Annotated in this window: 16 protein-coding genes; all 16 read left to right on the top strand. The window is 41.8% G+C overall.

The genetic code is table 11. From position 1 onward, the window contains the following. The first annotated feature begins 4 nt into the window (after positions 1-4). Positions 5-1,045: a type IV pilus twitching motility protein PilT gene (locus M9R32_RS03085; protein WP_269925283.1), complete on the top strand. Its 1,041-nt coding sequence runs from the start codon at positions 5-7 to the stop codon at positions 1,043-1,045. Beyond that, the gene (locus tag M9R32_RS03080) at positions 1,045-2,256 is read left to right on the top strand and encodes a type II secretion system F family protein (RefSeq protein ID WP_269925282.1); all 1,212 of its coding nucleotides are present in this window, start codon (positions 1,045-1,047) and stop codon (positions 2,254-2,256) included. Before M9R32_RS03085 ends, M9R32_RS03080 begins: the two co-directional genes overlap by 1 nt. A gap of 130 nt (positions 2,257-2,386) precedes the next feature. Next, the gene (locus M9R32_RS03075) at positions 2,387-2,893 is read left to right on the top strand and encodes a prepilin-type N-terminal cleavage/methylation domain-containing protein (protein ID WP_269925281.1); all 507 of its coding nucleotides are present in this window, start codon (positions 2,387-2,389) and stop codon (positions 2,891-2,893) included. A 32-nt stretch (positions 2,894-2,925) separates the two neighbouring features. Next, on the top strand, positions 2,926-3,879 hold the full coding sequence (pilM, locus tag M9R32_RS03070; RefSeq protein ID WP_269925280.1) for a type IV pilus biogenesis protein PilM: 954 nt from the start codon (positions 2,926-2,928) through the stop codon (positions 3,877-3,879). 2 nt (positions 3,880-3,881) lie between these two features. Next, positions 3,882-4,640, top strand: a complete 759-nt coding sequence (locus M9R32_RS03065) for a hypothetical protein (RefSeq protein WP_269925279.1) — start codon at positions 3,882-3,884, stop codon at positions 4,638-4,640. Next, entirely contained in the window at positions 4,633-5,571 is a 939-nt protein-coding gene (locus M9R32_RS03060; protein WP_269925278.1) for a LysM peptidoglycan-binding domain-containing protein, read from the top strand. Before M9R32_RS03065 ends, M9R32_RS03060 begins: the two co-directional genes overlap by 8 nt. A 58-nt stretch (positions 5,572-5,629) precedes the next feature. After that, positions 5,630-6,385: a prepilin peptidase gene (locus M9R32_RS03055; protein ID WP_269925277.1), complete on the top strand. Its 756-nt coding sequence runs from the start codon at positions 5,630-5,632 to the stop codon at positions 6,383-6,385. A gap of 87 nt (positions 6,386-6,472) precedes the next feature. Continuing rightward, the gene (locus M9R32_RS03050) at positions 6,473-7,111 is read left to right on the top strand and encodes a hypothetical protein (RefSeq protein ID WP_269925276.1); all 639 of its coding nucleotides are present in this window, start codon (positions 6,473-6,475) and stop codon (positions 7,109-7,111) included. A 95-nt stretch (positions 7,112-7,206) separates the two neighbouring features. Next, entirely contained in the window at positions 7,207-7,818 is a 612-nt protein-coding gene (locus M9R32_RS03045; RefSeq protein WP_269925275.1) for a Maf family protein, read from the top strand. Continuing rightward, on the top strand, positions 7,808-8,506 hold the full coding sequence (gene radC / locus M9R32_RS03040; RefSeq protein ID WP_269925274.1) for a RadC family protein: 699 nt from the start codon (positions 7,808-7,810) through the stop codon (positions 8,504-8,506). The genes M9R32_RS03045 and radC overlap by 11 nt, the downstream gene beginning before the upstream one ends. A 94-nt stretch (positions 8,507-8,600) precedes the next feature. Further along, complete coding sequence (locus tag M9R32_RS03035) at positions 8,601-9,617, top strand: rod shape-determining protein (protein ID WP_269925273.1); 1,017 nt, start codon at positions 8,601-8,603, stop codon at positions 9,615-9,617. Positions 9,618-9,631: 14 nt separating this feature from the next. Beyond that, positions 9,632-10,525: a rod shape-determining protein MreC gene (mreC, locus tag M9R32_RS03030; protein ID WP_269925272.1), complete on the top strand. Its 894-nt coding sequence runs from the start codon at positions 9,632-9,634 to the stop codon at positions 10,523-10,525. Further along, positions 10,522-11,046, top strand: a complete 525-nt coding sequence (gene mreD / locus M9R32_RS03025; RefSeq protein WP_269925271.1) for a rod shape-determining protein MreD — start codon at positions 10,522-10,524, stop codon at positions 11,044-11,046. Before mreC ends, mreD begins: the two co-directional genes overlap by 4 nt. Before the next feature lie 22 nt (positions 11,047-11,068). Further along, the gene (minC, locus tag M9R32_RS03020; protein ID WP_272508259.1) at positions 11,069-11,743 is read left to right on the top strand and encodes a septum site-determining protein MinC; all 675 of its coding nucleotides are present in this window, start codon (positions 11,069-11,071) and stop codon (positions 11,741-11,743) included. A 1-nt stretch (position 11,744) separates the two neighbouring features. After that, the gene (minD, locus tag M9R32_RS03015) at positions 11,745-12,542 is read left to right on the top strand and encodes a septum site-determining protein MinD (RefSeq protein ID WP_269925269.1); all 798 of its coding nucleotides are present in this window, start codon (positions 11,745-11,747) and stop codon (positions 12,540-12,542) included. Positions 12,543-12,639: 97 nt separating this feature from the next. Beyond that, a complete protein-coding gene (locus tag M9R32_RS03010) occupies positions 12,640-13,572 on the top strand; it encodes a nuclease-related domain-containing protein (protein ID WP_269925268.1) in 933 nt (310 codons plus the stop codon). The last annotated feature ends 32 nt before the right edge of the window (positions 13,573-13,604 follow it).

The raw sequence follows: 13,604 nt of genomic DNA, 5'->3' as shown, positions 1-13,604 counted from the left end.
GAAAATGAGAGAATCAGTAGATATTCTATTAACCAATGCTTTTCAACAAAAAGCATCAGATATTCATATAACGGTAGGTGTACCTCCTGTGTTTCGTGTGCAAGGGGAACTTGTGAAGTTCGGATCCACACCGATTACACCAGAAATGTCGAGGGAAATGGCGAAAGCAATTACTCCTGATAAATTATGGGATACATTTTTGGAACAAGGCGAATTGGATTATTCACATGTGGTTGAAAATGTAGCACGTTTTCGTGTAAATGCCTTCCATCAAAAAGGGAAAATATCCATCGCTTTCCGGACTATTCCGCAAATTATTCCGACAGTAGAGCAATTGCAAATGCCGAACACCTTGAAGAAATTAGCTGAAACGAAGCAAGGACTTATTTTAGTAACAGGTCCAACGGGTTCGGGGAAATCCACCACTTTGGCTGCGATGATTAAACATATGAACACGGATATGAACTTACATATCATCACACTGGAAGATCCGATTGAATATATGCACGAGCACGGGACAAGTATTATCGACCAACGGGAAGTAGGTTTTGATACGAAGTCGTTCTCTAATGGTCTTCGTGCAGCATTGCGTCAAGATCCAGACGTTATTCTCGTAGGGGAAATGCGTGACTTGGAAACAATCAGCATTGCCATTACGGCGGCTGAAACGGGTCACTTAGTTTTAGGTACTTTACATACCTCCAGTGCCGCATCCACGATTGAACGGATTATCGATGTATTCTCGCCTGAACAACAAGCGCAAGTTCGTACACAACTAGGTGGCGTGTTGAAAGCTGTCATCAGTCAACGATTGATTAAAACAGCGGATGGAAAAGGTCGTCGAGCGGCAACTGAAATTTTAATTACAAATCCAGCGATTTCGAACTTAATTCGTACCGCAAAAGTCCATCAAATTCCGAACGTCATTTTAACGAATCGCGCTGCAGGTATGCACATGATGTCAACTTCCGTAAAAGTACTTGTCGAGTCTGGTCAAATTACACAAGAAGCGGCCCAACCGTATCTTGAAGGGGACGAGCACTAATGGCACGTTTTCAATATGTAGGCCGTGACCGTAAAGCCGTCCGAAAAGGTATTGTCCAGGCAGCCAATCAACGAGAAGCGATTATGAAACTCCGAGATGATGGCATTCGCATCACGGAAATTAAACAGATGGCTGAAACGGCTCTTCAAAAAGATATCGTCATTGGAAATCCCGTCAAACGTGATCAATTCATCATGTTTTTGAGGCAATTTGCGACATTAATGCGTGCAGGTGTAACGATTGTTGATTCTGTTGGTATTCTATCTCAACAAGTAGAATCAAAAGCTTTACGTCGTGCATTGGTTGAAATTGCTGATGAATTGAAAAGCGGTAAATCGTTGTCTGAAGCGGCTAGAAAATTCCCGAAAATATTCGAACCTTTAGTCATTAATTTATTGCAAGCGGGTGAATTAACGGGTTCGATTGATGAATCATTAGATCGTTTGGCTACGCATTTTGAAAAAGCATATGCGACTCGTCAAAAAGTAGTTTCGGCAATGACCTATCCTGTCATAGTTGCAGTTTTAGCCATAGGGGTTGTTATATTCCTGTTGACGTCTATCGTTCCAATGTTCGTCGAAATGTTCAATGATTTTGGAGGGGAATTACCTCTCATCACCAAGTTCGTAATGGGCGCGAGTGATTTTGTGCAGAATTATTGGTATTTATTGATTGCAATTGTTGTCATTTTCGTAGGTGGATTATGGCTAGTGAGAAAAGATGAAAAGGGTCGTTATATGCTCGATACGATATTATTACGTATGCCGATTTTTGGTAACATCTTGAAAAAAGCTGCCTTGGCTCGAATGACCCGAACATTAAGTTCGTTGTATTCTAGTTCGGTTCCAATTTTAGTAGCTTTAACAATGGTAGAGCGTGTAGTAGGCAATGAAGTGATTGGGAAAGTCATTCTCCAATCTCGTGATGGGCTAGAGCGGGGTGAATCGATGACGGGACCGATGATGGGTCATTGGGCATTCCCGCCGTTGATTCCCCATATGATTTCGATTGGAGAACAAACCGGGGCTCTTGATCACATGTTAGAGCGGGTAGCGGAATTCTATGAAAAAGAAGTCGATGCGGAAACCGACAAGCTGAAAGCAATGATTGAACCTTTGATGATTGTCTTATTAGCGGGACTTGTGGGCACCATTGTTTTGGCAATCTTATTGCCTATGTTTGGTCTTTTTGAGAATGTGGACAATATGTAAATAGTTCAAAATTAATAAATTTAAAATGAGTATAAAGTCTATTTATCTATATATTTCGACATATAAAGGTGCTATTATGAAATGGTAATGGTAGCAGTACCATTTAATAGAAAAAAGGGAGGCTTACAGGATGAAAAAATTCATTCAAAACAAATTAAAAGAACAAAAAGGTCTTACATTAATTGAGCTTCTAGCAGTAATCGTTATCTTGGCGATTATCGCAGCAATTGCTATTCCGGCGATTGGGAATATTATTGAAAACAGTAGGAATGGTGCTGTGAAATCAGACTATCAAAACGCTTTGGCTGCTGCTAATGTTTACTTTACTGAAAATAACAGTGCTAACGGTGACACTGTAACGGTTGGAATACTTGCAGGCAAGACAATGAGTGGTGTGACGCCAACAACGTCTTACTTAGATGATCAAGGATCATTATTTGATACAGTTGTAATCAAAAAAGCACTAGGTGGTAATAAGATTTCTGGGAGTGCAAATCCTGATAACTCTGTAACCAGAGCAGGTACGGGGACTGCTACACATACTATTCTAGCAGGCGGTGATGGACTTACCAAGTCTCAAATTAGTGCTATTGCTAACTCTGCATTCAAAGGTACTAGCCTAGGTACTGCACCTTAACACTAAAGATATAGTAATTAGGAGCTGATTCTATGAATTTCACACCTTCGTTCCTAAACAAACGCTCGCGCGTGGCGACGGTTACAATTGAAGAAGATGCGATCCGAATGGTGGAAGTGAAGTCAACGTCTCCTTTGCATGTAGTTTGTGCAGAGGAGCGTTCTTTGCCTTCCGGCGTTGTGACGGATGGCAAAATTGTGGACGCGGATACGCTGATGTCGATTTTAGGCGAGGCCGTGGAAGAATGGAAACTTTCCCGCAAATCTGTTCGGTTCCTTGCACCCGACGAATATGTGATCATCCGCAAACTATCATATCCTCCCGACGTTCGAAGGGATGAGTTGAAAGGCCACTTCTTTATTGAAATTGGTTCGACGCTTTATTTACCGTTCGAAGACCCCGTTTTCGATGTAGTCCCTTATACTGCATCAACTGATACAAAAGAAGCGATACTCATTGCTTCAAAAGAAAGCATTTTAAATACATATGAAGACGTTTTTGAAGAAGTTAAAATGAAACCCATTGTAGCCGATATTGGACCATTAGCTCTATATCGTTTGGCTTATTCTCAATACGCCTACACCGGTGAAGAACATATTCTGCTATTGGATATCAAAAACGATAATTATACCGTTTCGATTTTCCATCAACATTTCCCTTTATTTATGCGTCCTGTGGAAGTCGCTGAGCCTGATGAATCAAATTTCTTTAGTGGTGCACAAACATCTAAAATGGATTCGCTCATTTCTGAAATCGAAAAGCTCATTAATTTCTATCGCTACAATATGAACCAGGGAAATGAAGGCATCACCCATATTTTGCTTAACGGTGAAATGGATGGTTGGGAAGAATTATTGCGTAAAATGGAAAACCGTTTTGATGTGATGACTTCGACAGTCGTCCGCGAAACGATCTATTTAGAAGATGGAAAAGCCATCCCGATACGCTTTAATCGAGCACTCGGTCTTGCGTTGAAAGAGGTGTAAAGATGTTAGTCGATATAAATTTACTTGCCGAAAAAGAACGGGACCGTCCTGCCTTTATCGTGGCTGCCATCTTACTTATTTTCATCGGATTGGTCGTTGGGCTCGTTTTATATTTCCTAGGAAATTCTTATGAAAGCAAACAACAAGTTCTTATAGCTCAAAGTGTAGAAGTTGCCAGTCAGCAAGCTTCCATTCAAGAACAGATGCTGACAACAGAAGCACTTAATGATACACAAAAGCTCCAAAAAACCGTGGATTGGGCAGAAGCATATCAATATGATACGTTACCGTTAATTCGGGAGCTTACTTCACTTCTCCCTGAACGAGGATTTTTCATGAACTTTTCCTTCACTTCTCCAAGTGAAGCTCTCATAGATGTGCAGTTTGATACATCACGTGAAGCTGCATTTTATCTAACTCAATTAAAATCGTCAGATATGATCACTGCTGTGGCATTATCGACTCTTACATATCAACCGTTGGCAGAAGAAGAGGACGCAGAAGCTGACGGTACTGCAACAACAGATGAGACAGTTGAACCGGTAATGCCACGTTATTTGGCTTCCTACTCAATCACTTTCTTAGATACACGGATGCCAGCTGAAGGAACTGCGGTTCCAGTTGATCCAAATGCACCGCCTGTCGAAGGGGAAACCCCAACAGATGGGGAAGCACCTGTAGAAGAACAGCCAGCTGGAACACCTGCAACAGAAACGCAGCCTCCTGTGGATGATGCACAAGGAGATGATGGCAATGAGTAGTCTGTCCCGTAAACAAAAAGAAATCGGCTTGATTGTAGTATCCAGTTTATTTTGTCTCGCAATGATTGCCTATTCATATTTCACTTTCTACTCCCCTAAAAAAGAAAGTTTAGCTGTCGCTGAAACGACGTTAACAACGGATCGACAAGTATTGTTTGCATTGGAGCAACAACTTGCGGATCAGCCTGAAATTCCAGTCGTCAGTTCGCTTGAATTGCAAAAGAAAGTGCCAGTAGATCCATTAACCGAACTTGTGTTACTGCAAATTGAAAAGGCAGAAGTGGTCTCACAATCATTGGTCCAATCTGTCAGTTTTACGGAAGGACCATTTGTCATTGAAGCTCCTCCGGAAGGGGTCGAAACACTTCAGGAACTACTTGTAAGTTTGTCGATTGAAACGCCTACATATTCGACTTTAGAGTCTTTCATTGCTGAACTTGAACGATTGGATCGAATTTTAATTATTGATTCCATTCAGTTCAGCTCTTCAGGTGAAGTGACAACAGTGGATCAAGAAGATGAGAAACTGCAATTGACCCTAACGTTCTCGGCATTTTACCGACCTGACCTAACCGAGCTTCTCGAAGAAGGTCCGAAAGTCGATACACCAGCACCTGCAGATAAAGTGAATCCGCTTCCTGCGAACAACGGCATTGACAGTGGTGAAGTAGTTGTCCCAAGTGAAAAGGAAACGACAAACATTGATGGTCAAACGGCTGGAAATGACGCTGAGGGAGAAACGAGAAGCGAGTCAAACTCTGTAACCAGTAACTTTGAAACTCAAACCTACACGGTTCAACCTGGTGATACTTTATACTCCATTTCGGTAAAATACTATGGTGATCGTTCTGGTGAAGAGTTAATTAAAGAAGCTAATGGACTAAAGACAGATAAGGTATTGGCAAATTCTACACTTATCATTCCAAAATAACCCGACAAAACTGGAGAGCGTACGTTGCCTCCAGTTTTTGTTTGATTGAGAGGCATTTATGGTCATTTTATATACAACATTATTTTTCATTTACGGTCTTATATTTGGTTCATTTTTCAATGTAGTGGGATTGCGTGTGCCTAAAAATGAATCAATCGTCTCGCCCCCTTCACACTGCACGATATGTGATCGACGCTTGACGATTAAAGATTTGGTACCGATATTTTCATATGTATTCCTAAAAGGAAAATGCCGTGGCTGTGGCACGAAAATCAGTTGGATTTATCCGGTGATGGAACTTTTAACGGGGATATTGTTTGCTTTTGCGTTCTATAAACTCGGTTTCTCAATGGAATTAGTCGTAGCGATTCTGTTCATTTCCATGCTCGTCATCATCACGGTTTCGGATTTTGCTTATATGCTCATTCCAGATAAGGTTTTATTGTTCTTTGGTGTAGTATTGATTGTCGCAAGATTTTTATCGCCACTTGAACCTTGGTGGGACAGCCTCATAGGAGCGGCAGGTGGATTCGGAATTTTGTTGCTGATTGCCGTTTTGTCGAAAGGCGGCATGGGTGGAGGTGACATCAAATTGTTTGCTGTGATTGGTCTAGTACTTGGGATGTTACCGACATTGTTAACGTTATTCTTGGCTGCTTTTATCGGCGCCATCGTTGGCGTCATACACTTACGCCGTTCAAAACAAGGACGAAAAACGCCAGTGCCTTTTGGACCGTCCATTGCTCTCGCTGCAATTGTTGTCTATTTTTATGGCCAGGAAATACTCGACTGGTATATGAATTTGTTATTTTAACTCGAAAACTTTTTTGGACAAGCCGACACCGGTCTTGTCTTTTTTTATTGCCCACGTGGTAGCTTTAAAGAAAAACGGGGTGATCAAGTGCGTTTTTCAAAAACATTCTCAAAGTTTTCATACACATTGGCAATCATACATGGTTTTCTTATCGGAGCTGTTTCGATTGGCCTCTTCGCCATTTTTATTCAGTGGCAAGACATTTCAACAACAGCCGAAACACCAGTGATACCTGCGACGCCTGAGAAGCCTGAACAAGTGGAAGTGACGGCACCGGCCGATGTGACAACACCGACTCAATTTTATGCGAAGCAACACGGCGTGTTTACTACAGCCGACGGTGCCACTGCATTGCTTCAGTCAAATCCAGCCATGAAATCTGCAGCCATTGTCATTACGGACGGCAAATATTATGTGTGGTCCGCTGCAAGCACTGTGGAGAGTGAAGTGAAAGTGGAGGGGAGCACTGATTCATTTGTAAAACCATTCAAGATTAATTCGTCCGCATGTACCGAACAGTCGATGCAAAAATTGCCTGTTTTTCTTGCAAATCAAGACCCGGCAAAATTTAATTTTGCGGGTACTGGAAATGAAGGGGCAAAGCCGAAGGACTGGGATTCCAATATCACTGCTTTATCAACGCTTTCGAAGGATTTTAATGTCATTCGGGTTCAGTTATTATCACATTATTTCGCGCAAAATGACTGCTTGAAAATTGAATTATAGACGTCTTAAATTGGTTAAAATGAAATTATTGCCCTTTCGACACATTTTTCAACTGTGGCATCGTTCTGTATGATGTCAAAAAGGAGCTGATTTCATTGGAATTTAAAACGACAAAACCGCTTATTTTAGCGTCTGCATCACCGAGGAGAAAAGAACTGCTGTCACTGATTGGCGTCCCATTCGAAGTGAAAACAATGGAGGTGGATGAGAACTCCATTTATGGAGGATCGGCATCTGAACTGGTTTGCAATATTGCCATGGAGAAGGGACTGGCAGTCGCTGAACGTAATCAACACGCCATCGTTATCAGTGCCGATACCATGGTTTTCATTGACGATGAGCCTCTAGGAAAACCGCAGAGCGCAGAAATGGCAAAACGATATTTACGACGATTGTCCGGTCGAACACATACTGTGATAACCGGTGTAGCTATTTATTTTGAAGATATTTGCAGTGTATTTTTCGAAAAGACAAAAGTTACATTTTATCAACTGTCGGACGAATGGATCGACAGTTATGTAGCCAGTGGCGATTGTTTTGACAAAGCAGGAGGTTACGGTATCCAGACAGCCGGTGCATTGATGGTGGAACATATTAATGGGGATTACAATAATGTCGTGGGACTACCGGTTGCGGAACTGTATCGAGAACTGAAAAACTTGCAGCTGATTGAATGGAAGTCAGCAGGAGCGCGCCATGATCACTGAAATGAAACCATCCTTAATGATTCGTGATGTCCATGCCTCTGACCGTCCTCGTGAACGATTAATGAACCAAGGAGCCGCTGCACTGTCCAATCAAGAACTGATTGCCATTTTACTTAGAACGGGTACGAAGCAGGAATCCGTCTTGCATTTGGCGAATCGGGTATTGACGTTTTTTGAACAATTGCATGAGTTGAAAAATGCCACTATCGAAGAAATTATGTCCGTCAAAGGCATTGGTGAAGCAAAAGCAGTTCAGTTGCTTGCGGCGGTCGAACTTGGAAGAAGACTTGCGCAACAGCAAACGGATGGAAAGTTTACGGTGCGATCACCAAAAGACGCAGCGACATTTTTAATGGCGGATATGACATCTCTTAAACAAGAAAATTTTGTCGTGCTTTTCATGAACGTCAAAAATCAAGTGTTACATAAACAAACCATTTTTATTGGCAGTTTAAATGCGAGTATCGTACATCCACGGGAAATTTTTAGGGAAGCCGTAAAACGTTCGGCTGCCGCGATTATTTGTGCGCATAATCATCCGTCTGGAAACCCTTCACCTTCACCGGAAGACATCGAAGTGACCAAGCGAATACAGGAAGCCGGACACATAATGGGGATTGAATTGCTCGACCATGTCATTATCGGCGACCATCAATTTATCAGTTTGAAAGAAAAGGGTTACATGTGACACTGTGATTTTCTCTTTTTATCCGTTATAATCAAAGTTATGGTTTAAACTAAGCTAAGATTAACTGGCTAAGGATAGAAAGGAAGAACATATCGTGTTTGGATTTGGAGCAAAAGATGTCGGGATTGACCTTGGCACAGCAAATACTTTGGTATTTATTAAAGGAAAAGGGATCGTTTTACGCGAACCTTCAGTAGTCGCAAGAAATACGAATAATGGTGACATCGTTGCAGTCGGTAACGATGCTAAAAATATGATTGGTCGTACACCAGGTTCAATCGTGGCGATTCGCCCGATGAAAGATGGCGTAATTGCGGACTTCGATATTACAACATCAATGATTCAATACTATTTAAAAGAAGCAATGAAAGCTTCAGGCGGTTCATGGAAAAAGCCGAATGTCATGATTTGTGTTCCTTACGGGATTACTTCAGTAGAACGTCGCGCAGTTATTGATGCAGCTCGTCAAGCAGGCGCACGTGATGCAGTGACAATCGAAGAACCATTTGCAGCGGCAATCGGTTCGAACTTGCCAGTTTGGGAACCAACGGGCAGTATGGTCGTTGATATCGGTGGTGGTACTACTGAAGTTGCAGTTATTTCCCTTGGTGGAATTGTAACGAGCGAATCAGTTCGTGTTGCTGGTGACGCAATGGATCATGCGATTACAAGTTACATCCGTAAAATGTACAACTTAACGATCGGTGAACGTACGGCTGAAGCAATCAAAATGGAAATCGGTTCAGCTAGAGTAATAGATAACGTTGAAAAAATGGAAATCCGTGGACGCGATTTAGTGACAGGTCTTCCAAAAACAATCGAGATCTCTTCTGAAGAAATTGCAGAAGCACTTCGCGAGTCGATCTCAGCGATTATTGACGGCGTGAAAAAAACGTTAGAACAAACTCCTCCAGAATTATCTGCAGACGTAATGGAACGCGGAATTGTGTTAACTGGCGGTGGGGCTTTACTTAAAAACTTGGACAAAGTAATTAGCGATGAGACAAGCATGCCTGTCTTCATTGCAGAAAATCCATTGGATTGCGTCGCAATTGGTACGGGAATGGCGCTCGATCATATGAACACGATTCGCCAACATTCTAAACACTAAGGAGGACCGTTCCAATGCCACATTTTTTTTCGAATAAGCGTTTGATTTTACTGCTTGTCGGGGTGATTTTTCTTGTGGCATTGATCAGCTTCTCTCTCAGAGATCGTGATAATGCGTCGTTACCTGAACAAATTATTAAAGATGTCGTTGGTTTTGGGCAATCAATTTTCTCAAAACCAACACAGTACATAACAGGTGTTTTCGATAATGTCGATGCTTTGTTAAATACGTACGATGAAAACAAACGTTTGAAAGATCGTTTGGAAGAATTCGCGAAATTGCAAGCGGAAGTCAACGATTTAGCATCCGAGAATTCTAGGCTTCGAGACATCGTAGACAAGCAGGACGATCTCAGGGACTATGAACCGATTCAGGCAACTGTAATCGCGAGAAATCCTGATCAGTGGGAAGAAAAAGTAATTCTCGATAAAGGGGAAGTCCATGGAGTCAAAAAAAACATGGCCATCCTTACGGCACAAGGGTTAATTGGGAAAGTCGTTTTGACAACACCATTCACTTCAACCGTAGAACTTTTATCAACTCAAAATCCGAACTATCGTGTATCTGCGATGGTTACGGGTGAAAAAGAAGTATTCGGTTTAATAGAAGGATACGATGATGAACGAAAAGAACTTATTTTAAAACGAATCGATTCCAATATTAAAATTGAAAAAGGCCAGAAAATCATGTCATCTGGACTAGGCGGGATTTTCCCTAAAGGGATTTTAATCGGGGAAATTACTGAAGTTTCGACAGACGATTTCGGGCTGACTAAAATGGCATACATCAAACCAGCGGCAGATTTTGCCTTGCTTGATCATGTCATGATTGCAAAACGGACGATGACAACAGTAGACGGTACAGACGGTGATAACAGTGGGACGGATGAAGATGAGGATGCCTCATGAAGCGAATGATCATTCCAGCCATTGCCGTCGTGCTGTTTTATCTTGAACCGGTGTTCGGATTGTTTTCTCCCCTCGATATTAGTGGGGAGTATCGTTTTTTAATTCCTCGTTTTCTCATCATGTATTTAATATTCATTTCCATCTACTATAGTCGCAATCGCGCGATGTTGTATGCATTACTTTTTGGGCTCTTGTATGATGTGTTTTTCATTGATATTATTGGATTGTATTCTTTTTTATATCCATTAATTTGTTTAATTGCTAGTTTTATAGTGAAATTCATTCACCAGCATCTGATCGTGACAACTACATTGTCATTAGTACTGGTTGCCGGTCTTGAATTCGTGCTGTATCAATTCTTTTCATTGATCGGGTTAACGGATATTTCGCTTGCGGTATTTGTACGCGAACGGTTAATCCCGACAATGATTGCAAATTCAATTTTCTTAGTGGTGCTCGGCTGGGCATTTAAATACGTAATCAATGCACGTTTGTTGCAGCGATTAAATCAGCCAAATTGATTCTACGCGTGAGGTGACGCATTTGACGACGAAAAAGCAACTAGTCTACATAAAAGGGACAAAAGACGGTCTAGTGCTTCGGCTTGATGATCAATGCGCATATGCCGAACTGGTGGAAGAACTAAAACGCAAAGTATCGGACGAAGGCATTGATGGACAAGCAGAGGTTTTGCTGCAACTTGGTAACCGTTACTGTTCAGAAGAGCAAACGAAAGAACTCATTGCGAGCGTGCACACGTCTCCGCATTTACGTGTTTCACGAGTGCAAAGTGACGTCATTTCAGTAGAAGAAAGCAACCGTCGCATATTAGAGCGTCAATCTGAAACATATGTTGGCATCGTTCGTTCTGGACAAGTTGTCCGGGCGGAAGGCGACTTAGTCGTTGTGGGAGATGTTAACCCGAACGGCAAAGTAATTGCTGGTGGCAATATTTTTGTTCTCGGCCGTTTAAAGGGAATTGCCCATGCCGGGTCGAATGGTAATAAAGAAGCAGTAATCGCTGCCTCTTGGTTGGAAGCAACCCATCTAATGATTCATGAAGCACTTGAAATTATGACCGATGAACTGACCATTCTTTCAGAACAACCAGAAATGGAATGCGCATACTTACATGCTAATGGCTTTATCGCCATTGATAGATTACAAGATCTGCGTTTATTAAGACCGCAATTATCTACATTTAAAGGAGGAAGCTAATGTGGGAGAAGCTATCGTAATTACTTCAGGTAAGGGAGGCGTTGGTAAAACAACGACAACTGCTAACCTCGGGACTGCATTGGCACTTCAAGGCAAGAAAGTTTGTTTAATCGATACCGATATCGGCTTACGAAACCTTGACGTTGTGCTTGGTTTAGAAAACCGCATCATTTATGATTTGGTTGATGTAATCGAAGGACGTTGTAAAGTACACCAAGCTTTAGTTAAAGACAAACGTTTTGATGATAAATTATTCCTGCTTCCAGCAGCTCAAACGACAGACAAAAACGCGATTAACCCGGAACAAATGAAAGAGCTTGTGACGGAATTAAAACGTGATTACGACTATGTCGTGATTGACTGTCCAGCAGGTATTGAACAAGGATACAAAAACGCAGTTGCCGGTGCTGATCGTGCAATCGTTGTCACAACTCCTGAAATTTCAGCAGTGCGTGACGCGGACCGTATCATCGGCTTGCTTGAGCAAGAAGATATTGCACCGCCTAAATTAATCATTAACCGTATTCGTCAACATTTGATGAAATCCGGTGATGCTCTTGATGTCAATGAAATCACGACGCATCTGTCGATCGATTTGCTTGGTATCATCATGGATGACGAAAATGTCATCACCTCTTCGAACAAAGGGGAGCCAGTTGTCATGGATCCAACAAACCGTGCAGCTCTAGGCTACCGCAACATCGCCCGTCGTATTCTAGGCGAATCTGTTCCATTAATGTCATTGGAACAAGAACGCAAAGGCATGTTCTCTAAACTTAAATCCATTTTTGCTAAATAATTTATCTGAATCCCCCATTCAAATCGAGTGGGGGATTTTTTTAGGAGGAGATAAGACTGAATAATTTGAAAACGTATCAATTAAGTGTTTTAAGAATGTGTGCTTACATTCGAGAGCAGGGGAGTCAAAAATTACCGAAAGTGAATACCGGACAACGAAAGCTGGTTTTGCTGGTGAAGAAAAAGTCATACAGTTTTTAGTGGAGGCTCGTTTATCGAAGGAAACTCGTATTTTTCGGAATGTGTTTATAGATGGTACTCAAGTTGATATTGTTGTGGTTAATCCCAGATTTGTTTGCATATTGGAAGTGAAAAACATGACTGGTGAGTTATTTTTCAGTGTACACAACAAGCAATTCTATCGACTGAATGGAGAGGGCAAGAAGGAAGGAATGCGCAATCCCGAGCTGCAACTGCAGCGTGCGGTCAAAGTGTTACAGAGGCGTCTCCACAGTAAAGAGGTGGATGTGCGAGTTAGGGGAATCATTGTTCTGGCGAGCCGCTCTGGAATAGTGGTGGAAGCACCCCATTTATTCCCTGTTATTCCGATTGATGCACTGACAGATTTATTAGAGAAAATGGAAAGTTCAAGTAAAGAGTTATTTAATAGTGAAGACTTGAAGATTATGAGAAAGTTGATGAAAGGAAATAGGGTGAAGGTAGAGGATAGTCAGTTGTTCGAACGACTAAACCTTGATGGTCGGAAGTTGAGGTGTGGAGTGAGGTGCACCGAATGTTTCCATATCGGCATGGTACGGACGTATTCAACTTGGCTTTGTGAACGCTGTGGCTATCGTGATAAGGATGCCCATTTAGCGACATTGCAGGAATATCAATTGCTATTCGGTCGTGAAATTTCAAGCAAAGAATTGAAATGGTGGCTTGGCATTGAGGATCGTTTTTTAAGTTTACGTATCTTAAATCATGCCCATGAATCATATCAATTTGGGCCAAAGAATAGAGTTTATATATTGAAGTTCGAACCTTACAGATTGGAACGGTTTTTGGTTTCCGAAATGAGGAAGCGTTAGGAGGAGATTGGTTAGTTGCTCCCAAATAACGA

Origin of the sequence: Paenisporosarcina quisquiliarum, from assembly GCF_027563315.1 — a bacterium.
Classification (GTDB): domain Bacteria; phylum Bacillota; class Bacilli; order Bacillales_A; family Planococcaceae; genus Paenisporosarcina; species Paenisporosarcina quisquiliarum.
The sequence above is the reverse complement of the archived record's forward strand: the minus strand, read 5'-3'. Positions and strand labels throughout refer to the sequence as shown.